The 25,587-nt window shown below is 72.6% G+C and carries 19 protein-coding genes and 2 pseudogenes; 12 read left to right on the top strand and 9 right to left on the bottom strand.

Annotation, left to right across the window (positions count from 1 at the left end):
* A pseudogene (locus NMK44_RS26780) lies at window positions 1–170 on the top strand (putative PEP-binding protein); the annotation flags it as partial.
* An 81-nt stretch (window positions 171–251) separates the two neighbouring features.
* Here NMK44_RS26780 and NMK44_RS26775 read toward each other — a convergent pair.
* Together NMK44_RS26775 and NMK44_RS26770 are read right to left on the bottom strand one after the other, a co-directional pair.
* Window positions 252–1,205 (bottom strand): DUF8829 domain-containing protein, encoded by a 954-nt coding sequence (locus NMK44_RS26775; RefSeq protein WP_254747550.1) that lies wholly within the window; start codon window positions 1,203–1,205, stop codon window positions 252–254.
* A gap of 23 nt (window positions 1,206–1,228) precedes the next feature.
* Window positions 1,229–2,551, bottom strand: coding sequence for an MFS transporter (locus NMK44_RS26770; RefSeq protein WP_308358569.1), 1,323 nt, complete (start codon window positions 2,549–2,551; stop codon window positions 1,229–1,231).
* A gap of 57 nt (window positions 2,552–2,608) precedes the next feature.
* Between NMK44_RS26770 and NMK44_RS26765 the strand changes: the two genes are divergently transcribed.
* Window positions 2,609–3,928, top strand: coding sequence for an aminotransferase class I/II-fold pyridoxal phosphate-dependent enzyme (locus NMK44_RS26765; RefSeq protein WP_254747548.1), 1,320 nt, complete (start codon window positions 2,609–2,611; stop codon window positions 3,926–3,928).
* A gap of 29 nt (window positions 3,929–3,957) precedes the next feature.
* Here the strand turns inward: NMK44_RS26765 and NMK44_RS26760 are convergent, their stop codons facing one another.
* On the bottom strand, window positions 3,958–5,976 hold the full coding sequence (locus NMK44_RS26760; RefSeq protein WP_254747546.1) for an acetoacetate--CoA ligase: 2,019 nt from the start codon (window positions 5,974–5,976) through the stop codon (window positions 3,958–3,960).
* Between the two features lie 283 nt (window positions 5,977–6,259).
* Between NMK44_RS26760 and NMK44_RS26755 the strand changes: the two genes are divergently transcribed.
* From NMK44_RS26755 to glpK, 6 genes are all read left to right on the top strand, one after another.
* Window positions 6,260–8,704 carry a glycoside hydrolase family 31 protein gene (locus NMK44_RS26755; RefSeq protein WP_254747544.1) on the top strand — a complete coding sequence of 815 codons (2,445 nt, stop codon included), beginning with the start codon at window positions 6,260–6,262 and terminating at the stop codon, window positions 8,702–8,704.
* A 205-nt stretch (window positions 8,705–8,909) separates the two neighbouring features.
* Window positions 8,910–9,713: a M15 family metallopeptidase gene (locus NMK44_RS26750; protein WP_254747542.1), complete on the top strand. Its 804-nt coding sequence runs from the start codon at window positions 8,910–8,912 to the stop codon at window positions 9,711–9,713.
* 136 nt (window positions 9,714–9,849) lie between these two features.
* The gene (locus NMK44_RS26745) at window positions 9,850–10,302 is read left to right on the top strand and encodes a Zn-ribbon domain-containing OB-fold protein (RefSeq protein WP_254747540.1); all 453 of its coding nucleotides are present in this window, start codon (window positions 9,850–9,852) and stop codon (window positions 10,300–10,302) included.
* A complete protein-coding gene (locus tag NMK44_RS26740; RefSeq protein WP_254747538.1) occupies window positions 10,299–11,489 on the top strand; it encodes a lipid-transfer protein in 1,191 nt (396 codons plus the stop codon). The genes NMK44_RS26745 and NMK44_RS26740 overlap by 4 nt, the downstream gene beginning before the upstream one ends.
* Window positions 11,490–11,722: 233 nt before the next feature.
* Complete coding sequence (locus tag NMK44_RS26735; RefSeq protein WP_254747536.1) at window positions 11,723–12,493, top strand: MIP/aquaporin family protein; 771 nt, start codon at window positions 11,723–11,725, stop codon at window positions 12,491–12,493.
* Between the two features lie 14 nt (window positions 12,494–12,507).
* Complete coding sequence (glpK, locus tag NMK44_RS26730) at window positions 12,508–14,058, top strand: glycerol kinase GlpK (RefSeq protein WP_254747534.1); 1,551 nt, start codon at window positions 12,508–12,510, stop codon at window positions 14,056–14,058.
* A gap of 92 nt (window positions 14,059–14,150) precedes the next feature.
* On the opposite strand, the gene NMK44_RS26725 is transcribed toward glpK, so the two are convergent.
* From NMK44_RS26725 to NMK44_RS26710, 4 genes are read right to left on the bottom strand one after another with little or no spacing between them, the layout of a single operon-like run.
* Window positions 14,151–14,744 carry a GTP-binding protein gene (locus NMK44_RS26725; protein WP_254747532.1) on the bottom strand — a complete coding sequence of 198 codons (594 nt, stop codon included), beginning with the start codon at window positions 14,742–14,744 and terminating at the stop codon, window positions 14,151–14,153.
* A complete protein-coding gene (locus NMK44_RS26720) occupies window positions 14,725–15,120 on the bottom strand; it encodes a DUF742 domain-containing protein (protein WP_254747530.1) in 396 nt (131 codons plus the stop codon). Before NMK44_RS26720 ends, NMK44_RS26725 begins: the two co-directional genes overlap by 20 nt.
* A 15-nt stretch (window positions 15,121–15,135) precedes the next feature.
* Complete coding sequence (locus NMK44_RS26715; RefSeq protein WP_254747528.1) at window positions 15,136–15,564, bottom strand: roadblock/LC7 domain-containing protein; 429 nt, start codon at window positions 15,562–15,564, stop codon at window positions 15,136–15,138.
* Window positions 15,561–18,326, bottom strand: a complete 2,766-nt coding sequence (locus tag NMK44_RS26710; protein WP_254747526.1) for a nitrate- and nitrite sensing domain-containing protein — start codon at window positions 18,324–18,326, stop codon at window positions 15,561–15,563. The genes NMK44_RS26715 and NMK44_RS26710 overlap by 4 nt, the downstream gene beginning before the upstream one ends.
* A 374-nt stretch (window positions 18,327–18,700) precedes the next feature.
* On the opposite strand from NMK44_RS26710, the gene NMK44_RS26705 reads away from it, so the two are divergent.
* Complete coding sequence (locus NMK44_RS26705) at window positions 18,701–19,132, top strand: hypothetical protein (RefSeq protein ID WP_374215345.1); 432 nt, start codon at window positions 18,701–18,703, stop codon at window positions 19,130–19,132.
* On the opposite strand, the gene NMK44_RS26700 is transcribed toward NMK44_RS26705, so the two are convergent.
* Together NMK44_RS26700 and NMK44_RS26695 are read right to left on the bottom strand one after the other, a co-directional pair.
* Window positions 19,080–20,276 (bottom strand): NAD(P)/FAD-dependent oxidoreductase, encoded by a 1,197-nt coding sequence (locus tag NMK44_RS26700; RefSeq protein ID WP_254747524.1) that lies wholly within the window; start codon window positions 20,274–20,276, stop codon window positions 19,080–19,082. The two genes, NMK44_RS26705 and NMK44_RS26700, sit on opposite strands and share 53 nt — an antisense overlap.
* Window positions 20,273–20,635 carry a bifunctional 3-phenylpropionate/cinnamic acid dioxygenase ferredoxin subunit gene (locus tag NMK44_RS26695; RefSeq protein ID WP_254747522.1) on the bottom strand — a complete coding sequence of 121 codons (363 nt, stop codon included), beginning with the start codon at window positions 20,633–20,635 and terminating at the stop codon, window positions 20,273–20,275. Before NMK44_RS26695 ends, NMK44_RS26700 begins: the two co-directional genes overlap by 4 nt.
* A 149-nt stretch (window positions 20,636–20,784) precedes the next feature.
* Here NMK44_RS26695 and NMK44_RS26690 point away from each other — a divergent pair.
* The 3 genes and pseudogenes from NMK44_RS26690 to NMK44_RS26680 all read left to right on the top strand — a co-directional run bounded on the left by NMK44_RS26690 (window position 20,785) and on the right by NMK44_RS26680 (window position 25,551).
* Window positions 20,785–21,682: pseudogene (locus NMK44_RS26690) on the top strand (IclR family transcriptional regulator).
* A gap of 327 nt (window positions 21,683–22,009) precedes the next feature.
* Window positions 22,010–23,095, top strand: a complete 1,086-nt coding sequence (locus NMK44_RS26685) for an S-(hydroxymethyl)mycothiol dehydrogenase (RefSeq protein WP_254747520.1) — start codon at window positions 22,010–22,012, stop codon at window positions 23,093–23,095.
* A complete protein-coding gene (locus tag NMK44_RS26680) occupies window positions 23,092–25,551 on the top strand; it encodes a GcvT family protein (RefSeq protein WP_254747518.1) in 2,460 nt (819 codons plus the stop codon). Before NMK44_RS26685 ends, NMK44_RS26680 begins: the two co-directional genes overlap by 4 nt.
* The last annotated feature ends 36 nt before the right edge of the window (window positions 25,552–25,587 follow it).

The following is a 25,587-nucleotide window of genomic DNA, read 5'->3' as shown; positions in this document are numbered from 1 at the left end:
GCCTCGGCGCAACCAGCCTCTCCATGACCGCCACCGCCATCCCCTACGTCCGCACCACCCTCGCCAAACACACCCTCGCCCAATGCGAACGAGCCGCCGCAGCAGCACGAGCAGCCGACACCGCCGAAGACGCACGCCGGGCAGCACAGGCGGTGCTCTCCGGCGAGTGAGCCGAAAGGCTCCCGAGGCAGGGTGTTTCCCAGGGCCCGTTCCACCGCGATCACCGCGGGGGAACGGGCCCTGTGCCGTGCTCAGTCCCCGGCGGGCCGGAGGTCCTCGGGGCGGGTGAGCGGGATGCCCGCCCGGTACTCGACGCCGTGCTCCGGCGGGATGGGCTCGCCGGTCTCCGCGTCCGTGCAGTAGGCGGTGAACACCTCCGCTTCGCTCAGGGGCCGGAGCCAGCCGTCGTGCAGGGCCCAGCCGCGGACCCGGTCCCGCTGCCCGGGAGCCGAGGTGCGCAGCACGATGCCGCCCGGGCTCCGGGTGGCGATACCGCAGGCCAGCACGGTGCGGAAGAGCTGGGCGCCGGGCTCGGCGGCCCGCGCCGGATGCTCTCCCCGTGTCTCGGCGTGCACCACCGCGACCAGTGAGGTGCCGCCCGCCGGGACGCTGCACACCAGATGGTGGGTGCCCGGTCCGGCCGCTCCGAGCACGGCCCGCAGCGCCGCGGCGGCGCGCTCGGACGCCGCGTGGACGAGGTCGTCGCGGGCGCCTGCGCGGGAGAGCAGGGCCGAGGCGTACTCCAGGGTGGCCCGCTCCTCGGCCGCTCCGATCAGCCTCGGCACCAGACGGTCGATCGGCTGTCCGTCATAGGTGAGGGTGCCGCCCGCGGCGGCGGTCTCAGCCGTGTAGCGGGTGCGACTGGCGGGGCTGTCGGGGTCGATGCGCGCCTCCGCGCAGAACTCCTCGTAACCGTCCGGGTCGAAGAGGGCGATCGCCGTGTGGACGCCCCGGGCGGCGAGCGCCCGCAGCAGCCCTTCCATCTCCCGCAGATAGCGGGCGTGGTCGTCGAAGGTGAACGACGCATAGCGCCGCATGGCCGTGAAGTCCCGCTCGTCCGCCAGCAGCGCCACGGTGCTGGGCACTTCTCTGCGCAGGGCGCGCCGCGCGGTGAGCCGCCCCGTCCTCCCCCGTCCTGTGCCGGGACCGGTCCGCGGCCTGCCGCGTCCGCTCCGCTTCCTGCCGCCGTGCCTGGTGTGCGCCATGACTCCCCCTCAGCGCCCGTTGGTCAATGCTCACTCACCGTAACCGGGGCCACTGACAACGCCCCGTCGCCGCGGTCCCGGACCAGGTGCCGCTGGGCGCCGCACATGGCGGCCAGCCCGGCGCCGAAGCCGAGCCAGCCGAGGGGCCCGGCGGCGATGGCCGCGGTCACCGCGAGGGGTCCGATGCTGCGCTGTACGGCCTGGGCCAGGCCGTGCACGCCGAGGTAGGCGCCCTGGGCGCGGGGCGGGGCGAGGGCGACGGACAGTTCCCAGGAGATCGTGGCGTGCAGCATCTCCGCGACGGTGAAGGCGGTGGCGGCCAGGACCAGCGCGGCGACCGCGAGCCAGGTCGCTCCGGTGGTGGAGGCGGCCAGCGCGGCGCCGCCGAGGAGGAAGGCGCCCGCCAGCGGCCGGAGGGTGGCGCGCGCGGTGTGCGGGGTGGCGCCGAACCGGGCCATGGGTACCTGGAAGAGCACCACGAGGACGTTGTTGAGGACGAGCAGCAGGGGCACCAGTTGGTGCGGCGCGTCGGTGGCGGTCGCGGCCCACAGCGGCAGGCCGATCTTGAAGACGGAGTCATCGAGGAAGAGCACGGCCTCGGTGGCGGTGAAGGTCAGATAGCCGCGGTCGCGCCAGGGGCTGGGAGGAGGGGTGCGGGGCGCGGTCTCCCGGGGCCCTTCGTCCGGCTTTGCGGCGCGGGGGCAGGAGGTGGCCACGACGCGGGTGGCCGAGGGCGGTTCGGCGCAGCCCAGGGTGATCAGGGCGGAGGCGACGAAGGAGAGGGCGTCGCCGATCAGGAGCCAGCGGTAGACGGTGAGGGAGCCGCTGGTCAGCGCGGCGGCCGCGATCAGTCCGCCGACGGCCCAGCCGGTGTTGGCGGCGGTGCGGTTGATGGCCTGGTAGCGGGCGCGGTCGGGGCCCGCGACACGGGTCGCGTAGAGCTTGGTGAGGACGGAGGAGGCACGGTCGCCGAGGCTGCCCAGCGAGGCGATGGCGAGCAGCAGCCTCAGATCGGTGGTGGTGAGCAGGGCCAGTGAGGCCACGGCGCGCACCAGTTGGACGACGATCAGAAGGGGGCGCAGCGGAACGCGGTCGGCGAGTGCGCCGCCGAGGGGCGGGCCCGCGATGCCGACGGCGCCGGACACGCCGAGCAGCAGGCCGATCTCGGCGGTGCCGAGTCCGGCGGCGTAGGTGAAGTAGAGGGCGGCGGTGGCCCCCCACAGTCCGGAGCCGACCCGGTCGACGAAGCTGACGACGAGCATCCGGCGGCCGTCCTGGCCGCCGGGGATGCGCTTGCCGAGCGGAACGCGCTCGCCGTGTGCGGTGCGCCTCCATGGCCTGCTCACCTGGTTCCCCCTGAACACGAGTTGACATGGTTTTTGTATTGATACAGAATAATTTCTGTGGCGATACAATATGAGATCACTGGCACCACGGCCAAGGGGATTGCCTCGTCGATCGAACAGGGAGTCGTGGACGGGGCGTTGGCCCCGGGCGCCGCGCTGCCCCCGGTGCGCCGCCTGGCCGAGCGGCTGGGCGTGAGCCCCGGCACGGTCGCCACGACCTACAAGGAGCTGCGCCGCCGCGGGATCGTGATGACGCACGGACGGGGCGGCACCGTGATCGCCGAGGCTCCCGCGGTCGCCTCGCGCCGTCCGCCGCCGGTGCCCGAGGGGGTGCGCGATCTGGCGGGCGGTCATCCCGATCCGGCCTTCCTGCCCGCCGAGCTGCCGTCCGCCCGGCTCTCCCCCGGTCTCCGCTCGCACCGGGCCCGGCCCCGGCTGGCCGGTCTGGAGGAGCTCACCCGCGCCTGGTTCGAGCGCGACGGAGTGCCGAGCGGGCACATCACCTTCGCGCAGGGCGCGCTGGACTGCATCGCACGGCTGCTGTCGGTCGAGCTCAAGCCCGGTGACGCGGTGGCCATGGAGGACCCCGGCTACCACCATCTGCTGGACCTTGTCCCGGCGCTCGGACTGCGCTCCGTACCGGTCGCGGTGGACGACGAGGGGATCCGCCCCGATGCGCTCCGGGCGGCGCTCCGGGCCGGGGTGCGCGCCGTGGTGTACAGCCCGCGCTCGCAGAATCCGTACGGCGGCTGGTTCTCCGAGGGGCGGCGCGCGGCGCTGCTGGAGGTACTGGAGGACGCACCCGACGTCCTGGTCATCGAGGACGACCACGCCGCGGACATCGCCGGGGTGCCGCTGCACAGTCTGACGACCGGGGGGCCGGCCCGGTGGGCCCAGGTGCGTACGGTCTCCAAGCACCTGGGCACGGATCTGCGGTGGGGGGCGCTCGCCTGCGACCGGACGACACTGGCCCGCCACGACGGACGGCTGCTGCTGACGTCGGGCTGGGTCAGCCATGTGCTCCAGGAGACGGTGACCCGGCTGATGACCGATCCGGGGACACAGGCGCTGGTCGAGGCGGCGCGTACCGCCTATGCCGAGCGGCGGGCGTCGCTGCTCACCGCGTTGTCGGCGCGGGGGATCTCCGCGCACGGCGCGAGCGGGATGAATGTGTGGGTGCCGGTGCGGGACGAGGCGGCGGTGGTCAACGGACTGCGGACGCACGGCTGGTGGGTGGCGGCCGGGGCGCGGTTCCGGCTGGCGTCCGCGCCGGGGGTGCGGATCACGACGGCCGCGCTCGCTCCCGGTGAGGCGGAGCCGCTGGCGGCCGGCCTGGCGGCGGTGCTGGGCGAGTCGCAGGCGACGTACGGCGGATAAGGCCGCCGTACGTCACCCCTGCCCGGCGGTCAGCCGGACTGCGCCTTCCTCTCCTGGGCCAGCCGCTCGTAGAAGCGCAGCAGTTCCACGTTGTCCACTGAGCCCGGGTTCACCGCCGTGTCCATCGAGGTGCCCTGGAGGAGTCGTTTGACCGGGACCTCGATGCGCTTGCCGGTGAGGGTGTGCGGCACCCCCGGCACCTCGATGATCTCGTCGGGCACATGGCGCGGCGAGAGGTTCTCGCGGATCGTCCGCTTGACGCGGTCGCGCAGCCCGTCGTCCAGCGACGCCCCCGGCGCGAGGTGGACGAAGAGCGGCATCCAGTAGCCGCCGTCGGGCTGTTCGACGCCGATCACCAGCGACTCACGGATCTCGGGCAGCCGCTCGACCGCCTCGTAGATGTCGGCCGAACCCATCCGGACGCCCTGCCGGTTGAGCGTGGAGTCCGAACGGCCGTGGATGACGACGGTGCCGCGGTCGGTGAGCGTGATCCAGTCACCGTGGCGCCAGACTCCGGGGAACATCTCGAAGTAGCTGTCGCGGTAGCGGCTGCCGTCGGGGTCGTTCCAGAAGCGCACCGGCATGGACGGCATGGGCTGGGTGACGATCAGCTCGCCGACCTCGTCGACCACCGGTTTGCCCTGTGCGTCCCACGCCTGGAGGTCGGTGCCGAGACCTGGCGCCTGGAGTTCGCCGATGTGGACCGGGAGGGTGGGCACGGCCCCGGCGAAACAGCTGCACACATCGGTGCCGCCGCTGACCGAGGCGATCCACATGTCCTCCGCCACCTCGTCGTGGATCCAGCGGAAACCGTCGGGCGGCAGCGGGGATCCGGTGGTGGCCACGCACTGCACCCGGGAGAGGTCGAAGTCGCGGCCCGGGTGGACCCCGGCCTTGCGGCAGGCCATCACATAGGCGGCGGAAGTGCCGTAGAGGGTGGTGCCGGTGCGCTCGGCCACCCGCCACTGGGCGGCGGTGTCCGGGAAGCCGGGACTGCCGTCGTAGAGGACCACGGTGGTGCCCACCAGCAGACCGGACACCAGGAAGTTCCACATCATCCAGCCGGTGGAGGTGAACCAGAAGAAGCGGTCGGCGGGTCCGAGGTCGCAGTGCAGACCGAGCTGCTTGAGGTGCTCCAGCAGGATGCCGCCCTGGGACTGCACGATCGCCTTGGGCAGTCCGGTGGTGCCCGAGGAGTAGAGCACCCACAGCGGATGGTCGAAGGGCAGTTGCTCGAAGTCCGGCTCGGCCGGCTCGGCGACCACCGTGTCCCAGTCGAGCGCGCCCTCCGGGGCCGGGGTGCCCAGCAGCGGGATGTGCACGACCGCGCGCAGGGTGGGCAGCTCGCGGCGCAGCTCGGCGACGGTCTCGGCGCGGTCGTGCGTCTTGCCGCCGTAGCGGTAGCCGTCGACGGTGAACAGGACCACCGGCTCGACCTGCTGGAAGCGGTCCAGGACGCTGCGCGCGCCGAAGTCCGGGGCGCAGGAGGTCCACACGGCGCCGACGGCGGCGGTGGCCAGGAGCGCCACGGTGGCCTGCGGGATGTTGGAGACATAGCCGCTGACCCGGTCACCGGGGCGTACGCCCAGGCGGCGCAGCTCGGCGGCGACCGCGCCGACCTGGCCGCGCAGCTCGGCCCAGGTCATCGGGGTGACCTCCTGCGTCTCGTCGACGTGGAGGAGGGCGGGGGCCTCGGCGCGGGCCGGGTCCTCCCCCGCGCGCAGCGCGTGCTCGGCGTAGTTGAGGGTGGCGCCGGGGAACCAGCGGGCCCCGGGCATGGCGGAGTCCGCGAGCACCGACTCGTACGGGGTGCTGAACCGGACCTCGAACCACTCGGCGACGGCCGCCCAGAAGGTCTCCAGCTCCGCCACGGACCAGCGGTGCAGCGCGGCGTAGCTCGCGGCCGGGTCGTCCGGGGTGGCCGCGGGCGCGCCGTGCCGCTCGGCGGCCCAGGTGTGGAAGCGGGTCAGCTGGGACCGGGTGATCCGGTCCGCTCCGGGCTGCCACAGGGGCCGCGGCAGAGGGTCGGAGTGGGCTGGGGTGTTCATATGTGTCGGCTCCCGGGCTGTCGGCATGGGCCACGCCGCCCATGTCGTCCGCGTCGATCCGCGTCGGCGTCGTCTGGTCTGATCTGGTTCGTGGATGCGGTGTGTGCGCTCTGTGTGGTCTGGGTCGGCTTCGTCGGTCTCCGTGCAGGACGATGCCATGTGATCGACCCCCGCACCAGGGGCGCCACTCCATATCCGGCGGCCGGGGGGTGTGGCCGGACCACGGGTGAACGGCAGTTGAACTGTGGTGGCCACCGGCTCCGTCAATGGCAGGGTGAGCAGTATGGATGCGCGTGACCGGGTGCGGTCGGGGAAGCTGGTGCGGTCGGTGAAGGCGGTCGGTACGGCGCGGGGGCTGCGGTCGCTGCGGGCGGCGTGGCAGCGGCGGCGTTCGGACGCGGTGGGCCTGCCGCGCCGGGGGCCGGAGCTGGCCCGGGTACCGGGTCCGGTGATCGGCGCGGATCCGGAGCCGGGCGGCGGGGTGGTGCGGTTCGCGCGGTCGTCGCTGCGGGTGCGGGTGACGGCGGGCGGCGCGGTGTTCTGCGGCTGGGACGGGGCGGAGCCGGAGCCCTCGTACGCGCTGGCCCACGGCTGTCCGGAGGTGGACGAGCGGGCGGTGCTGGAGCCGGACACGGTCGGCGGCTGGCGGGTGGTGTCCGAACGGGTCACGGTGGTGGTCTCGCGGACGGGCGCGGTGGAGGTGCGGACCCCGGGCGGGGTACCGCTCCGCCGTGATCTGCCGCCGCGCTGGTGGGAACCGGCCGCCGCGGCGCCCGGGCCGGAGGGCGAGGGGCGGATGCCGGAGGCGGCGGGGCACGGCCCGGAAGGCTGTCCGCGGTGGCCGGCGGGCGAGGGCGCCCGCTGGCAGCAGCGGTCGGAGGTGGCGGCGGACGCGCGGTTCTTCGGGCTCGGCGGACGGTCGTCGGGGCCGCGGCTGCGGGACGGCCGGTACCGGCTGTGGAACACCGATCCGGGGGGCGCCTTCCGGCCGGGTGACGATCCGCTCTCCCTCACGGTGCCGATCCAGCTGGTGGTCGCGGATGCGGGGACGCACCTGGTGTTCCATGACAACTCCTGGGACGGTGCCGTCACCTTGCGGGAGGGTGAGGAGGGCGAGGGGTCCGGCCATGACCGGCCCGGCCGCTGCCGGCTGCGGATGGAGGGCGGTCCGCTGCGCTACTGGGTGATCGTGGGCACTCCGGCGCGGGTGCTGCACGGCTGGGCGGCGCTGACCGGCTCGCCGGCCGTCCCACCCGCGTGGGCCCTCGGCCACCACCACGCCCGCTGGGGCTTCGGCGACGCGGAGGAGGTGCGCCGGGTGGTGGCGGGCTACCGGGAGCGCGGGCTGCCGCTGTCCGCACTGCACCTGGACATCGACCACTTCGCCGGGCACCGGGTGTTCACGGTGGACAGCGGGCGCTTCCCCGATCTGCCCGCCCTCGCCGCCGAGCTGCGCACCGAGGGCGTCCGGCTGGTGTCGATCGTGGACCCCGCGGTCAAAGCGGAGCCGGGTGACGCGGTGTACGACAGCGGTTCTGCGGCCGATGTGTTCGTGCGCGACGCCCGGGGCCTGGAGGTGCGCGGTGAAGTGTGGCCGGGTGAGTCGGTGTTCCCGGACTTCACCGATCCCCGGGCGCGCAAGTGGTGGGGCGCGCTCTACGCGGAACGGCTGGCCCAGGGGTTCTCCGGGGTGTGGCACGACATGAACGAACCGGCGGCGTTCGGCGCCTTCGGCGGGACGACACTGCCGCGTTCGGCCCGCCACGCGTTGGAGGGCCGCGGTGGTGACCACCGTGAGGCGCACAACGTCTACGGACTGGCGATGGCGCGCGCGGGGTACGAGGGGCTGCGCGAACTGCGCCCGCAGGAGCGGCCGTTCCTCTTCTCGCGTGCGGGCTGGGCCGGGCTGCAGCGGTACGGCGGGAGCTGGTCCGGGGACGTGGCCACCGGCTGGCCGGGGCTGCGGGCCTCACTGGCGCTGGTGCTGGGGCTCGGTCTGTCGGGCGTGCCGTACTCGGGGCCGGACATCGGCGGGTTCACCGGCTCCCCGTCGCCGGAGCTGTATCTGCGCTGGTTCCAGCTGGGGGCGTATCTGCCGCTGTTCCGCACCCACTCGGCCCTGACGGCGGGGCGGCGGGAGCCGTGGGAGTTCGGACCGCGGGTGCTGGAGTCCGCGGCGGCGGCACTGCGTGAACGGCAGCGGCTGCAGCCGTACTTCATCACCCTCGCCCAGCTCGCGGCGCGCACCGGCGCGCCCTATGTGCGGCCGGTGTGGTGGCGCAGCCCCAAGGACCGGGCGCTGCGCGACTGCGAAGACGCCTTCCTGCTGGGGGACGCGCTGCTGGTGGCACCGGTGCTGGAGGAGGGGGCCGAGCGGCGTACGGTCCGGCTGCCGCGCGGCCGCTGGTACGACACGGTGACCGGGGTGCCGTACGAGGGGCCGGGGCAGGTGGTGCTGGACGCCCCGCTGTCGCGGATCCCGGTGCTGGCGCGGGCGGGGTCGGTGGTGCCGGTGACCGGGGCGGACGGCGGGCTGGAGCTGGAGGTGTGGGCTCCGGTCGCGGGGCGCAAGGGCGGTGGCGGGGTGCTGGTCGAGGACCGGGGCGACGGCTGGGAGCGGACCGAGGTGGTGCGGTTCACCACCCGGCTGCGCGCGGGTGAGGTGCGGGTGGAGCGGGAGGACGGGGCCGCGGTGGACCATCCGGTGCGGGTGCGGGGGCTCCGCTGAGCGCGCCGGGGGACGTGGCCCGAACTGTCGTCATACGTCCCGCGGCGGTGCCGTGGCCGGTCGCGCCCACGCGGCGGCCCCGCATATCGACACAGCCCCGCGCCCCTTCCGGGCGCATCCGAACCGCTCCGACAACGGGCCATCGGCAACGGCGTGCGGCAGGGCTGGGGTTGTCCATGGCTCCGGCCACTGGTAGAGGAGGGCCATGCTGAAATGTGCCGCCGTGCTGCGCGCCCTCGCCCTGCCTCTCGCCGCCCTGATGGCCGTGGCCTCCTCCGGCCCCGCGCAGGCCGGACCCGACCCCAAGGCGCCCGAGGAGTTCGTGGCGCTGAGCGATGTGGACCCCACGATCCTCCAGGAGATCCGGTACATCACCGAGCACAACTTCACCGGTGATCCGGTCGACGGCTACCGCCGTCCGATGTGCATCCTGACCCGCCCTGCGGCCAAGGCGCTCCACCGCGCGCAGACGCGGCTGCTCAAGCGCGGTTACACGCTGAAGGTGTACGACTGCTATCGCCCACAGCGCGCGGTGGACACCTTCGTGTCGTGGGCGAAGGACCTCGACGACCAGCGGATGAAGGACGAGTTCTATCCGCGGGTCGACAAGACCCGGCTGTTCGAGGACGGCTATATCGCCGAGAAGTCCGGGCACAGCCGGGGCGGCACCCTGGATCTGACGATCGTGCGGCTGCCCGCGCAGCCCACCCGGCCGTATGAGCCCGGTGAGGAACTGACGTCCTGCTACGGACCCGAGAAGGAGCGGTTCCCGGACAACTCGGTGGACATGGGCACCGGTTACGACTGCTTCGACACACTTTCGCACACCCTGGATCCGCGGATCACCGGGGTGCAGCGGGCCAACCGGATGCTGCTGAAGGACACCATGGAGGGGCTGGGCTTCGTCAACCTGGCGGAGGAGTGGTGGCACTACACCTACAAGCCGGAGCTCTTCCCCGACACCTATTTCGACTTCCCCGTGGCGCGCCGGTCGCTGACCGGTCACTGAGGTCATCGGCCCCTTCCGGCCGGTGACGGGCACCGGTGACCGGCACCGGTGACGGGGCGCGGTTCCCGTGGCAGACTTCTGACGTACCGTCAGTTCCGTTTCTCGCCGTCCACCGGACCGTCTGCCGGGAGGGGCCGTGTCCCGTACCCGTACACCGGTCGTGCCGGGGTGGTTCACCCCGGACGACACCACCGCGTTCCGGCTGCTGGGCACCCGCTGCCGCCGCTGCCGCACCGTGCACTTCCCGCGCGAGGACGCCTCGTGCCGCGCCCCCGGCTGTGCGGGCACCGCACTGGAGGAGGTGCCGCTGTCCCCGCGCGGCCGCGTCTGGTCGTACACCGACGGGCGGTACCGGCCGCCCGCCCCCTACCCCTCGGACCCCGGCCTCCCCTGGCGGCCGTACACCCTGATCGCCGTGGAGCTCGCGGCGGAGGGGATGGTGGTGCTGGGCCAGGGCGCGCCCGGGGTGACCGTGGCCGATCTGGCCGTGGGCATGGAGGTCGAGGTGGTGCCCGGGGTGCTGGCCGAGGAGGACGGGCGGACCCTGACCACCTGGCACTGGCGGCCCGTTCCCGGGGAGGCGTCATGACCGGCGAGGTGGCGGTGCTGGGCGCCGGAATGCACCCGTGGGGCAAATGGGGCCGTGACTTCACCGAGTACGGGACGGCGGCCGCCCGTGCCGCCCTCGCCGACGCCGGTCTGGAGTGGTCCGCGATCGAGTCCGTGGTCGGGGCGAACACCGTGCGCTGCGGCTATCCCGGCCAGGTGGCGGGCGCCACCTTCGCCCGTGCGCTGGGCTGGCAGGGCGCCAAGGTCACCAGTGTGTACGCGGCCTGCGCCACCGGTGCGCGGGCGATCGACACCGCCCGCGCCCAGATCCTGTCCGGTATGGCGGACACCGTGCTGGTGGTGGGCGCGGACGCGGCACCCAAGGGCTTCTTCGCACCCGCGGGCGGTGAGCGCCCCGACGATCCGGACTGGCTGCGATTCCGGGTGCTGGGCGCCACCAACCCCGCCTACTTCGCGCTGTGGGCACGCCGCCGGATGGCCCTGTACGGCGACACCCCCGAGGACTTCGCCCGGGTCAAGGTGAAGAACGCGGCGGCCGGGGCCCTCAACGCCCGTGCCCGCTACCGCTCCCGGGTGACCGCCGAGGAGGTGGCCGCGTCCGCCGTGGTGGCCGATCCACTGCGGTTGCTGGACATCTGCGCCACCTCCGACGGGGGCGCGGCGCTGGTGCTCGGCAGTATGGAGGTGGCACGGCGGCGGGGGATCCGGCGGCCGGTGCGGATCCGCGCGGTGTCCTCGGTCTCGCCGCGCCATCCGCGGACCGCGCTCGATCTGCCGGACATCGCCACCGACTCCGCCCCCGCGGCCGGTCCGGGGGACGATCCGTTCCGTCCGTCCATCGCGCGGGCGGCCTACGAGGAGGCCGGGCTCGGACCGGAGGACCTGTCACTGGCCGAGGTGTACGACCTGTCCACGGCGCTGGAGCTGGAGTGGTACGAGGACTTGGGGCTGTGCGGCGCCGGGGAGGGCGCGAAGCTGCTGCGCGAGGGGGCCACCGCGCTGGGCGGGCGGATCCCGGTCAATCCCAGCGGCGGTCTCGCCTCCTTCGGGGAGGCGGTCCCGGCCCAGGCCATCGCCCAGGTCTGCGAACTCACCTGGCAGTTGCGCGGTACCGCGGGCGACCGTCAGGTGGCGGGTGCACACACCGGGATCACCGCCAACCAGGGGCTGTTCGGGCACGGTTCCTCGGTGATCGCGGTGTGCTGAGCGGATACGGGGCACCGCCGTGTGGGGTCCGGCCGTGACGGACACCGTTGCGGTTCATCACCTTGACGCCACATGACCTCGGGGTAACACTTCTGCGGTGTCCGTCGGCATCGCCGCGCGCAGGCTCCACCACGCTCACCCCCCATGGGCGATTCCGATGCATCCGCACGCTCGAAACGACCCAGCACGGAGGACCGGGGCACCGCGTCCCGGGCGAGGTCCTAGGAGCCGCCATGAGCAATGGGGACATCTTCACCGGTGAGGTCATCGGCACCGCGATACTGATCCTTTTCGGAGCGGGCGTCTGTGCCGCCGTCACCCTGAACCACTCCAAGGCGAAAGCCTCCGGGTGGATCGTCATCGCCTTCGGCTGGGGCTTCGGCGTCCTGGCCGGGGCCTACACCGCGGCGCCGCTCTCCGGCGCCCATCTCAACCCGGCCGTGACCGTGGGCGTCGCCGTCGACACCGGCGACTGGGACAAGGTGCCGCTCTACATCCTCGGTCAGCTCGTCGGCGCCGCCATCGGCGCGGTGCTCGCCTGGCTGCTGTACTACGCCCAGTTCGCCGCCAACGCCGAGGAGCGAAACGCCCAGCCCACGCTGGGGGTCTTCGCCACCATCCCGGAACTCCGCAATCCGGTGGCCAACCTGGTCACCGAGATCATCGCCACCGCCGCCCTGGTGCTGCCGCTGCTGGCCTTCGGCAGGGTCGACGGGATCGGCATCGGCCCGGTGGCCGGCACGGACGGCGACGGCACCGTGATCTACGGCTCCGGTATCTCCATCCTGCTCGTCTCCTTCCTGGTGGTCGGGATAGGGCTGTCCCTGGGCGGGCCGACCGGCTATGCCATCAACCCGGCGCGCGACCTCGGCCCGCGCCTGGCACACGCCGTGCTGCCCATCCCCAACAAGGGCACCTCGGACTGGTCCTACGCCTGGATCCCGGTGGTGGGTCCGCTGATCGGGGCCGTGCTCGCGGGCCTCGTCTTCAACGCAGCCTTCTGACCGAAGGAGACGCCATGCCGAACCGCTCGGACACCTATGTGGCCGCGATCGACCAGGGCACCACCTCCAGCCGCTGCATCATCTTCGACCACGGCGGCCGGATCGTCGCCGTCGACCAGCGCGAACACCGCCAGATCTTCCCCAAGCCGGGCTGGGTGGAGCATGACGCCACCGAGATCTGGGCCAAGGTGCAGGCGGTGGTGGCCGGTGCGCTCGCCAAGGCCGGGCTGCGTGCGGACCATCTGACCGCGCTGGGCATCACCAACCAGCGTGAGACGACGGTGCTGTGGGACCGGTCCACCGGCAAACCGGTGCACAACGCGATCGTCTGGCAGGACACCCGTACCGCCGGGCTCTGCGACGAACTCGGCGGCGAACACGGCCAGGACCGCTTCCGGGACACCACCGGGCTGCCGCTGGCCAGTTACTTCTCCGGGCCGAAAGCCGCCTGGCTGCTGGACAACGTCCCCGGGCTGCGCCGCCGCGCCGAACTCGGTGAGATCGCCTTCGGCACCATCGACTCCTGGCTGATCTGGAACCTCACCGGCGGCACCGACGGCGGGGTGCATGTCACCGACGTCACCAATGCCGGGCGCACCCTGCTGATGGACCTGGAAACCCTCCAGTGGGACGGCTCGATCCTGTCCGCAATGAACATCCCCGAGGCGATGCTGCCGGAGATCCGCTCCTCGGCCGAGGTGTACGGCACGGCGGTGGGCCAGCTCGCCGGGGTACCGGTGGCCTCCGCCCTCGGTGACCAGCAGGCCGCGGTGTTCGGCCAGACCTGCTACGGCGTGGGCGAGGCCAAGAACACCTACGGCACCGGGAGTTTCCTGCTGCTGAACACCGGCGACCGTCCGGTGCCCTCCAAGAGCGGACTGCTGACCACGATGGGCTACCGGCTCGGCGGTGAGCGGCCCGTCTACTGTCTGGAGGGCTCGATCGCCATCACCGGGGCGCTGGTGCAGTGGTTCCGGGACCAGCTCGGCATCATCCGGTCCGCGGACGAGATCGAACCGCTGGCCGCGAGCGTGTCCGACAACGGTGGCGCGTATATCGTCCCGGCGTTCTCCGGGTTGTTCGCCCCGTACTGGCGCTCCGACGCGCGGGGTGTGGTCACCGGTCTGACCCGGTACGTCACCAAGGCGCATCTGGCACGGGCCGTACTGGAGGCCACGAGCTGGCAGACGCGTGAGGTGGTCGACGCGATGTACCAGGACTCCGGGGTGCGGATCACCACGCTCAAGGTCGACGGCGGGATGACCGCCAACGGGCTGCTGATGCAGCACCAGGCCGATGTGCTCGGTGTCCCGGTGATCCGTCCGGTGGTCTCCGAGACCACCTGTCTGGGCGCGGCGTACGCGGCCGGGCTGGCCACCGGGGTGTGGCAGGACCTCGACGAGCTGCGGACCCACTGGCAGCGCGACACCGAGTGGACGCCGCGGATGGAGGCGGCGGAGCGGGAGCGCGAGTACGGCAACTGGCGCATGGCGGTGGAGCGCAGCTTCGGCTGGCACAAGGACGACCGGGGCGACCAGGGCCGGGCGGCGGACGCCGAGGCGTAACGTCTTGCCGGACCCCACCGGCACAGGGCGACGGCCCGTACCCCGGACGGCGGGGTACGGGCCGTGGTCGCGCCGGGCCCCGGACGGGGCGGCTAGCGCCGGGTCGCCGAGGCCAGCATCGCGTGCTCGACCACCGAGATCAGCACGTTCTTGGCGGACTCGCGCTCACGGGCGTCGCACAGGATGACCGGGGTGCCGGGGTCGAGGTCGAGCGCGTCGCGCACCGACTCCTCGGGGTAGCGGTCCGCGCCCTCGAAGCAGTTGACGGCCACCGTGAAGGCGATACCGCGCCGTTCGAAGTAGTCGATGGCGGCGAAGCAGTCCTCGAGCCGCCGGGTGTCGGCCAGCACCACCGCGCCCAGCGCACCGGTGGCGAGTTCGTCCCACAGGAACCAGAAGCGGTCCTGTCCGGGGGTGCCGAAGAGGTAGAGGACGAGGTCCTCGCGGAGCGTGATGCGCCCGAAGTCCATGGCGACGGTGGTGGTCTTCTTGCCCTCCACCCCCGCGATGTCGTCGACCGGCCGGCCCGCCTCGGTGAGAAGCTCCTCGGTGCGCAGCGGTTTGATCTCGCTGACCGCGCCCACCAAGGTCGTCTTACCGGCGCCGAAGCCGCCCGCCACAAGTATCTTGAGCGTGACCGGTTCGACGATGGGAGAGCGGCCTAGGTCAGAGTGCCCGTAGACCATTGATCACCTCGCGCAGAATCCTCTCGTCCGGCAGTTCCGCCGGAGGTACTGGCCGGGACACTCGGACGAGTGCCGCGTGGAGCAGGTCACCGATGAGTACGCGGACCACCCCGACCGGCAGGTCGAGTTCGGCCGCCAGCTCGGCGACGGACTGTGGGGTACCGCGGCTCATCTCGACGATGTCGATGTGCTCCGGGGACAACGTCTGGTCGGTGACGGTCCGTTGGTGCACAGCGTCGGCGACGACGACCGCGATCAGATCGAGCTTTCCCTCCGCGGCGCTGCGGGTGCGCCCCCGTGTCATCGCGTAGGGCCGGACCACCGGTCCGGCGGCGTCGTCGAACCAGCGGCCGGTCTGTTCCCCGCCTCGGGTCATGTCCCCCGGCCTCCGTCACCCGCCGGCGCGCGGAGCGGAGCCCAGATGTGCGCCCACCCGCTTCACCAGCAGCGTCATCTCGTAGGCCACCTGCCCGACATCGGAGTCGGCGTCGGCGAGCACCGCCAGGCAACTGCCGTCGCCCGCCGCGGTGACGAACAGGAAGGCGTCGTCGAGTTCGATGATGGTCTGCCGCACCCGGCCGACGTCGAAGTGGCGGCCGACGCCCTTGGCGAGGCTGTGGAACCCGGACGCCACGGCGGCCAGGTGCTCACCGTCCTCCCGGGACAGATCGCGGGAGCCGCCGGTGGGCAGACCGTCCCCGGACAGGACCAGCGCCTTGCGGATGCTGCCCACCCGTCCGACCAGTTCGTCAAGCAGCCAGTTGAGTTCGCCCGACGTCCGTGCCGAGGCGTTCCGTGCTGCGGCGTTCGATGCGGTCATCGACCGTCCCCCTCATGTGTCGTTCCTGGTGCTGTGTCCGGCGCCCCGGGACCGCTGCCCGTCTGCCGCCGGCCGCGCTGCCAACCCCGCTGGAGGGAGGCCATGGTGGCCCGCGCCTGCTCGGCCTCCCGTTCGGGATCGGTGTCCGCAGGGTACCTGTCCGCCTCGTTCGCTTGCGTGGGGTCGTTCCTCAGCTGCGGGGCCAGGCTGGCCTGCCGGACGCGCCGGGGCAGTCCGGAGGCCGAACGCTGCGGTGGCACCGGACGTTCGGGCGTCCGGTCCGCCGCCCAGGACGGGCCGCGGTCCTGGCCCGGTGCCGGTGTGTGCCCCGAGCCGTACCCCTGGCCCTGGCCGGGTGCCTGCCCCCGCGCCACCGGGGCCGGTCCCTGGGCCGGGTCCGGCCGTTCGGCCCGGGAGGGCTGGTCGACGCTGTGCGGGCGGGCGTGCCGGCCCCCGCCGGCGGCGTTGCCCTCGACCGGGCGGCCGTGGTCGGAGACCAGCACCGGCGGGACGCGGCGGGGCAGCGGGGCCGGGCCGTTGCCCGGCAGCGGCTGCGGAGCGGGCTGGTGCCGCTCGGCCTCGGGGACGGGGCGCTGGCCGGGCAGCCCGCGGGCCCGGAAGATCCCGCCGAGTTCCTCGTCCTCCTCGGGCTCCTGGACCGGGTGCGGGGCGACCGGTGGTTCGAGCTCGACCGGTCCGTTGATCGGCGGCAGGGTCCGGGTCGGACCGGACGGGAAGGCCACGGCCGCCGAGGGGTCCTCGAACGGGGCGGTCCGTTCCTGGACCGCCTGGAGCCTGCTCTGCGGGCCGAGCCGGTCATAACTCTGCCCGCGGCCGCGGTCGTCGGTGTCGTCCCCGGCGTCATCGTCGTTGAGCAGGGTGCCGGGGATGAGGACGACGGCCGTGGTGCCGCCGTACGGGGAGGGCTGGAGCGAGACGCGGACGCCCTGGCGCTGGGCGAGCCGGCTGACCACGAACAGCCCGAGCCGGTCGGTGTCGGACAGCTCGAACTCGGGGGTCTCGGCGAGCCGGAGGTTGGCCTCCATGAGCGCGTCGGGGGTCATCCCGAGGCCGCGGTCGTGGATCTCCAGGGTGAAACCCTTGGCCACCCGCTCACCGTGCACCTGGACGGCGGTGTGCGGCGGGGAGAACACGGTGGCGTTCTCCAGCAGTTCGGCGATGAGGTGGGTGAGGTCGCCGACGGCCGGGCCGTTGACGGCCAGCCGGGGCATCCGGCGGACCTCGATCCGCTCGTAGTCCTCGACCTCGGCGACGGCGGCGCGCACCACGTCCATGAGCTGGATCGGCTTGCGCCACTGCCGCGAGGGCGCGGCGCCGGAGAGGATGACCAGGCCCTCGGCGTGCCGCCGCATACGGGTGGTCATATGGTCCAGCCGGAACAGGTCGGCGAGTTCGTCGGTGTCCTCGGTGCGCCGCTCCATGGCGTCCAGCAGGGTGAGCTGGCGGTGCAGCAGCACCTGGCTGCGGCGGGCGAGGTTGACGAAGACCTCGGAGACGCCCTGGCGCAGTTCGGCCTGTTTGACGGCGGCCTCGACGGCCGCTCGCTGGAGGGTGTTGACGGCCTGGCCGACCTGGCCCATCTCATCGGGGCCGTAGTCGAGCCGGGGCGCCTCGGTCTCGACGTCCACCTTCTCCCCCGCGCCGAGGCGGCGCATCACGCTGGGCAGCCGGACGCTGGCGACCTCCTGGGCGTCCTTGCGGAGCCCGGAGAGGTCGCGGACCAGCGCGCGGCCGATCCGGAACGAGACGAAGACCGAGACGACCAGGGCCAGCAGACCGAGGATGCCGGCCGCGCCCGCCTTGAGCATCACGCTGTTGGCGACCGGGTCGATCCGGTCCTGGAGCCGGTCGGTGGCCTCGTCGCCGAGCCGGTCGTAGTCGTTGAGCACCGGCCCCGCGGCGGCCTCCCAGTGCTCCTGGTCCAGGGCCTTGATGGCCACCTTGGGATCCATCGTGGACAGGATCTTGCCCTCGGCGATCCGCAGCGCGGCGGGGGCGGAGTTGGTGCGCCGGTAGTCGGCGAAGATCTTCTGCTCCGAGGCGGGCAGGATCGGCAGATTGGTCTCGTAGAGCAGGGTGCGCTCGGCGATGAGGTCGGACATCGCCTGGAGGTCGGCCAGCGTCATCTTGCGCGCCGTGAGCCCCGAGACGTAGAGGGCGTCCTCACGGGAGAGCGCCTCCCGGGCGCGGATCATCGCGACCAGTGCCCGGCCCTGCTTGTCCAGGTCGGTATCGGGCACGGCGTGCAGCGAACTGCGGAAGGTGTAGCAGAGGTCGACGAGTTTGTTGTAGTACTCATATGCTGCGATCCGGGTGATGCCGTTGTCCTCGACCTTCCGGCGCAGACTGTCGAGCCCGTCGGCCGCCTTGAGGATCGCGCCGAGCTGGTCCCGGGAGTCGCCGTTCATGAGGTCGCGTACGTCGCCGTCCGCGGCGGCCTCCCGCAGGGTGCCGATGACCTCGTCGGTTTTGCGCTGCTGTGTGTGCAGCACGGGCAGCGCGTCCGACTGGCGGGGGTCCGCGAGCAGGATGAGGGTCTGCCGCCGTTCCTTCTGGACGGCGTGCACCGCTTCCTCCGCCGGCTGGCCCGCCTTGTCGATGATGTCCGATGCGTCCAGCAGCTGCATCGCTTCCCGACCAGTGATCACTGTAGCGAAGGCCCAGATTGCCGTCAGTGAGACAAGCGGCACCAGCAACAGCGCCACGATCTTCCGGCGGATGGACTTCCCGCGAAAGCGCATGGCCTCCCCAACGTCAACCCCCTTGCACGGGGGCGGTGTTCGATGTTCCGACAACGAGCGGGCGCGAGCCTACTACTGCATGTCGGCCATCTCGAAGGGCTGTCCGGTTGATGCAGTGATCAACCCACCCTTCATGATCGGGAGTTGTCGGGCCATTGTCCGACTTACCCCCCGGTCGGTGGCACCCACCTGCCGCTCTTCGGGTGAACGTAAGCGGGGAGTCTTGGCCGGTTTTCCTCTCGCCACCCTCCGGGGCGGGGAACTTCCGGTGTCCGCCGTTCGTGACGTTACGGGGGACATCAAGGGGGCATACGTCCCAAGTACCGCTATCTGGGCAGGCGGGCCGGGACAGCCGTGGGAAGGGGTGGAGCGTCATGGACGCCGTACACGACGCCATGGACAAGGATCGCGACATCCCGGTGCGGACCGCCCGGCCGCTGTGGACCGAGGAGCCGGCCCGCCGCAGGCGGCTGCCCGACCCGGTCCGTACGGCGGCGGTGCGAGCAGTGATCATCGTCGCGGTGACGCTGGTGCAGGCGATGGTGGCGGTGCTGTGCACCTTCGCCGGTTCGTTGTTCGCCTTCCCCGCCGTGCTCGCCACGGTGGCGAGCACGGTGGTGGCGACCTGGGGCGTGCTGGACGTGTGGGTGACCCGCCAGGTCTGGAACCAGCGCTACGGGGTGGTGTCCCGGCCCAGCAGCACGGCGCGGGAGCTGCGCCGCCGGCGCCGGGAGGCGCGCAGGGCGCAGCGGATCACCGCCCGGCCGGCTGCGGAGCGCGGGCGAGCTCGCGGCGCAGCCGCATGAACGGCCGCGGCCGGTTGATACCGAGCACGGCGGTGGGGCTGCCGTCCCGTTCGTAGACCGCCAGCAGTCCGGCACCGGGGTCGGCGGGGTCACCCTCGTCGATCCGGACGGTGTCACCGGGGTCGCGCCGCCCGGCGTACTGGATCCGGGCGCCGTACTGGTCGGACCAGAAGTAGGGCAGCGCGGCGAAGGGCTCGACGGTGGATCCGGCGAGCAGATTGCGGGCGGCCACCCCGCCCTGTTCCATCCCGCTGGTCCAGTGTTCGGCGCGGACGGTGCGTCCGACTCCGGGCCGGGCGAGCCGGGCCACATCGCCGACGGCCACCACATTGGGCAGTGCGGTGACACAGCCCTCGTCGCACAGCACCCCGTCCTCGAGGGCCAGCCCGGAGCCCTCCAGCCAGCCGGTGACGGGGCGCACGCCGATGCCGACGACCACCACGTCCGCGGGGAGCACCCGGCCGTCGGCGAGTTCCACACCGGTGACCCGGTCGGTGCCGCGCAGGGTCGCCACCTGGGTGCCGCACAGCAGGGTCACCCCGCTGGTGCGGTGCAGCGCGGCACAGACTCCGGCCAGCTCCGTGCCGAGCTGGGGCACCAGCGGCAGCGGCGCCGCCTCGACCACGGTGACGTCGAGTCCGAGGGCGGCGCAGGAGGAGGCGACCTCGGCACCGATGAACCCGGCACCGATCACCACCGCCCGGGCGGCGCCCGCGCGCAGCTCGGCGCGGAGCCGGGCGGCGTCGTCGAGGGTGCGCAGGGTGTGCACCCCGGGGAGGGCGGTGGCGCGCAGGGTGCGGGGGGCGGCGCCGGTGGCGATGACCACGCCGTCGGTGCGGACGGTGCGCCCGCCGGCGAGCCGGACCTCCCCCGCGGCGGGGTCCAGTGCCTCGGCCCGGACGCCGAGCAGCCATTCGGCGTCCAGCTCGGCCTCGTCCTCGGGGTCGGTCAGGGCGAGCGGGGCGGGGTCGCCGTCCGGATCTCCGGGACGGGTGAGGAATTCCTTGGACAGCGGCGGGCGGTCATAGGGGCGGTGGCGCTCCTCCCCGACGATCACCAGCCGCCCGTCGAAACCGTGGGAGCGCAGGCCCCGCGCCGCGTGCAGTCCGGCGAGCGAGGCCCCGACGACGGTGACCGTCCTCATGCGACGGCTTCTTCCTGGACCGCGTGGACCGGCTCGGCGGGAACAGCGTGCACCGCGGGGTGGACATACAGCATTCCGTCGACGACCGTGACAGCGTGGGTCCGTACGGGCTTGCGGGCGGGCAGGCAGGTGGGCATGCCGGAGCGCAGGTCGAACAGGGCGGCGTGCAGCGGGCATTCGACGTAGCAGCCTTCCAGCCAGCCTTCCGAGAGAGAGGCGTCCTGGTGGCTGCAGGTGTCGTCGATGGCGTAGAACGCGCCCTCGGAGTGGAATACGGCGATCGGCCCGCCGGTCTCGCCGGCCTCGACACGCACCGACTCGCCCTCCGGCAGGTCCTCGATACGGCAGACGGGAATCATTGGCCCCCCTCACGTTGATCGGTATCATGCGTTCTGAATGGCGCATCGAAAAGCGCGATGCGCAACAGAATCCAGATCGGGAAGGCAGCCGTCAAGAGTTCCCCGTCGAGGGGCCCCATGCGAAGCCGCCGGATGGTGAGATCAGAACCATGACGAACACGACCGAGGACCGGGCCGAGGAGAAGCGGGGGACCGCCGGGTCAGTGCAATCGGTGGACAGGGCGGTCAGCGTCCTGGAGATCCTCGCCAAACTGGGCGAGGCCGGAGTGACCGAGATCGCCGACGAGCTGGGGGTGCACAAGTCGACCGCCTTCCGACTGCTCGGCGTCCTGGAGAACCGCGGGCTGGTCGGCCAGGAACGGGAACGGGGGAAGTACTACCTGGGCGCGGGGGTGCTCAGACTCGCCGGCGCCGCCGCCATCCGCCTGGACATCTCGCAGGAGGGCGCCCCGGTGTGCCGGGCGCTGGCCGACGAGACCGGCGAGACGGCCAATATCGCCGTACTGGACGGCGACGCGGCGGTCAACATCATGCAGGCGCGCGGCGCCGCCGCGGTCACCGCCTTCAACTGGCTGGGCCGCCGGACCGCGCTGCACGCCACCGCGAGCGGCAAGGTGCTGCTCGCCCATCTGACCGGCGAGCGGCGGGAGCGGCTGGTGACACGGAAGCTGCCGCGGTTCACCGAGCACACCCTCACCACCTCCGCCGAGCTGCGGCAGCAGCTGGAGACGGCCGCGGAGCGTGGCTTCGCCTACTCCTGCGAGGAGCTGGAGATCGGGCTGAACGCGGTGGGCGCGCCCGGGGGCGGCCCCCCCCGGGCGGGCAACGGGGGCCACGGTGTGTCCCGCCCCCTCCCCGGGCGGGGTGCGGGAGTCGGCGGGGGGGGGGGGGGCGGCGCCGGCCCCCCCCCACGACGGGGCGGTCATCGGGGCCATCGGTGTCTCCGGACCGGCCTACCGGATGGCCCAGAGCCGCCTCCCCGACCTCGCCGAATACGCCGTGAAGACGGCGGAGGAGCTGTCCCGGAGGATGGGCTTCCCCGGCTGACCGCCGCACCGCCACCACCACCGCCACGAGGGGGCCGGATCCGTCCGGCCCCCTCGTCGTCGGTATCCCCTTCGCACCGCGGAAACGCCCGTACGCAGGGCCGACATGCGATGCCAACACGCCGTTACAGGCGGTTTACGCGTACCTCTTGACCGCATGGGGGAGCGACTTTCAGGATGTCTCCCATCGCGCAACACGCCGCGCTATACGCAACTCGATGGTAACCAGCGACCGTTGAACCGGCCGCCGTTCCCGTTGTCTCGAGTCCGCCATGCCAGCTCCCCACGCACCGGTCCCTGCGAGCGCAGGAGAACAGAGGAGTGAGCCATGCCGCAAGAAGTCCGCGCCGCCGTCGCGGTCAAGAAAGGCGCCCCCGTGGAGGTGGTGCCGATCATCGTGCCCGATCCCGGCCCCGGCGAGGTGCTGGTGGCCGTCCAGGCGTGCGGGGTGTGCCACACCGATCTGCACTACCGGGAGGGCGCGATCGGTGACGAGTTCCCGTATCTGCTCGGGCACGAGGCGGCGGGGACCGTGGAGGCCGTGGGGCCGGGGGTCACCGGGCTCGCCCCCGGCGACTACGTCGTACTGGCCTGGCGTGCACCCTGCGGCGGCTGCCGCTCCTGCCGCCGGGGCCGCCCGTGGTACTGCTTCGACAGCCGCAACGCCGCCCAGCCGATGACCCTCGCGGACGGCACCCCGCTCAGCCCGGCCCTGGGCATCGGGGCGTTCGCCGAGAAGACCCTGGTCGCGGCGGGCCAGGCGGTGAAGATCGACCCGTCCGCGCGTCCCGAGGCGGCGGGCCTGATCGGCTGCGGGGTGATGGCCGGTTACGGCGCGGCCGTCCACACCGGCCAGGTCTCCAACGGGGACACGGTGGCCGTCATCGGCTGCGGCGGGGTCGGCAACGCGGCCATCGCCGGTGCCTCACTGGCCGGGGCCCGCCGGGTGATCGCCGTCGACATCGACGACAAGAAGCTGGACGCGGCCACCCGCTTCGGCGCCACCGACACCGTCAACTCCCGCGGCACCGACCCGGTCGAGGCGGTACGCGATCTGACCGGCGGCTTCGGCGCCGATGTGGTCATCGACGCGGTGGGCCGTCCCGAGACCTACCGCCAGGGCTTCTACATGCGCGACCACGCCGGGGTGCTGGTGCAGGTCGGCGTACCGGACCCGGAGATGCGGATCGACCTGCCGCTGATCGATCTGTTCTCCCGCGGCGGCGCCCTGAAGTCCTCCTGGTACGGCGACTGTCTGCCCAGCCGGGACTTCCCCGTCCTGGTCGACCTCCACCTCAGCCGCAAACTGGACCTGGAGGCGTTCATCACCGAGACCATCGCCCTGGACGAGGTGGAGTCGGCGTTCGCCAAGATGCAGCGCGGCGAGGTGCTGCGTTCGGTGGTGGTCCTGTGAACGGGCGGACAGCCGACCGGCAGCAGCGCGTCATCGTCATCGGCGCCGGCATCGTCGGCTGCTCACTGGCCGACGAACTGACCGCCCGTGGCTGGAGCGAGGTCACGGTCCTGGAGCAGGGGCCGCTGCTGGCGCCCGGCGGCTCCACCTCGCACGCGCCCGGACTGGTCTTCCAGACCAGCCCCTCCAAGACCCTCACCGACTTCGCCGCCTATACCGTCGCGAAGTTCTCCGCCCTCGAGGTGGACGGACTGCCCTGTTTCAACCCGGTGGGCGGACTGGAGATCGCCACCAGCGAGGAGCGCTGGGCCGATCTGCACCGCAAGGCCGGACTCGCCGCCTCCTGGGGAGTGCGGGCCGAACTGCTCTCCCCCGAGCGCTGTGCGGAGCTGTGGCCCCTGCTGGACCGGGAGCGGATCCTCGGCGGTCTGCACACCCCCGACGACGGGCTCGCCCGCGCCCTGCTCGCCTCCCGCGCCCAGGTGGAGCGGGCCACCGGGCGCGGCGCCCGCTTCCTGGACCGGCACACCGTGACCGGGATCGAGCAGGAGGACGGCCGGGTCACCGGTGTCATCACCGACCGGGGCCGCTTCGACGCCGACATCGTGGTCTCCGCCGCCGGGTTCTGGGGGCCACTGATCGGCGAGATGGCCGGGGTACCGGTCCCGCTGCTGCCACTGGCCCACCAGTACGCCAAGACCGCGCCGCTGCCGGAGCTGGCGGGCCTGAACGACCCGCGCACCGAGGCGAGCCGGCCGATCCTGCGGTTCCAGGACCGCGATCTGTACTACCGCGAGCACACCGACCGCATCGGCATCGGCTCCTACGCCCACCGGCCGATGCCGGTCGACGCGGCCGGGGTACCCGCCTACGACGACGCCCCCGTGATGCCGTCCTCGCTGCCGTTCACCGCCGAGGACTTCGCACCGAGCTGGGAGGACAGCGTCGGACTGCTCCCGGCGCTCGGCGCCGGCCGGATCGAGGAGGGGTTCAACGGCGTCTTCTCCTTCACCCCCGACGGGATGCCGGTCATCGGCGAATCCCGTGAAGTGCGCGGCTTCTGGCTGGCGGAGGCGGTGTGGGTGACCCACTCCGCGGGCGTCGCCAAGGCCGTCGCCGAGTGGATGACCGACGGGCGGACCACCACCGATGTCCACGGCTGCGACCTCTACCGCTTCGAGGACGCCCAAGCCTCCCCCGCCTATGTGGCCGAGCGCGGCGCGCAGAACTTCACCGAGGTCTACGACGTCATCCACCCGCTCCAGCCCATGGAGCGGCCCCGCCCGCTGCGGGTCAGCCCGTTCCACGTCCGCCAGCGGGAGCTGGGCGCGTACTTCCTGGAGGGCGGCGGCTGGGAGCGGCCGCACTGGTACGAGGCCAACGCCCCGCTCGCCGAGGGCATCGAACTGCCCGGGCGCGACGCCTGGTCGGCCCGCTACTGGTCACCGATCGCCGCCGCCGAGGCCCGGGCCACCCGGGAGCGGGTCGCGCTGTACGACATGACGCCGCTGAAGCGGCTGGAGGTCAGCGGGCGCGGCGCACTCGCCTTCCTCCAGCGCATGACCACCAACCAGCTTGCGAAGAAGCCCGGTTCGGTCACCTACACCCTGCTGCTGGACGAGGCCGGTGGGGTGCGCAGCGATCTGACCGTGGCCCGGCTGGCGGAGAACCGCTTCCAGGTGGGCGCCAACAGCGGTCTCGACCTGGACTGGCTGCTGCGCAACGCACCGGACGACGTCCATATCGCCGACATCACCCCCGGCACCTGCTGCGTCGGGGTGTGGGGCCCGCTCGCCCGGGACCTGGTCCAGCCGCTCACCCGCGATGACTTCTCGCACGGCGCGTTCGGCTACTTCAAGGCCCGGCAGACATACCTCGGCCATGTCCCGGTCACCGCGATGCGGCTGAGCTACGTCGGTGAACTGGGCTGGGAGCTGTACACCACCGCCGATATGGGCCTGCGGCTGTGGGACACCCTGTGGGAGGCGGGAGCACGGCACGGTGTGATCGCCGCGGGACGCTCGGCCTTCAACAGCCTCCGGCTGGAGAAGGGGTACCGCGCCTGGGGCCATGACATGACCACCGAGCACGACCCGTACGAGGCCGGGGTCGGCTTCGCGGTCCGGATGGACAAGGGCGACTTCATCGGGCGGGCCGCGATCGAGGGCCGCTCGGCACAGACCGCGCGGCGCAGGCTGGTCTGTCTCACCCTGGACGATCCGGCCGCCCTGGTGATGGGCAGCGAGCCGGCGTTCGTCGACGGTGTGCCCGCGGGTTATGTGACCAGCGCCGCCTACGGCTACACCGTCGGCCGCACGGTGGCGTACGCCTGGCTGCCCGCCGCGGCCGCGGTGCCCGGCACCGCCGTGCATATCGAGTACTTCGGCGAGAAGGTCCCGGCGACCGTCGCCGAGGAGCCCCTCTTCGATCCGCGGATGACGCGGATCCGCCGATGACCCCCGGCGTCCCCATCCCCTCGAGCTTTTCTGCCC

It is taken from the genome of Streptomyces cucumeris, assembly GCF_024295805.1.
Lineage (GTDB): Bacteria > Actinomycetota > Actinomycetes > Streptomycetales > Streptomycetaceae > Streptomyces > Streptomyces cucumeris.
Note: the sequence above shows the minus strand (reverse complement) of the source record. Positions and strands in the feature narration are given on the sequence as shown.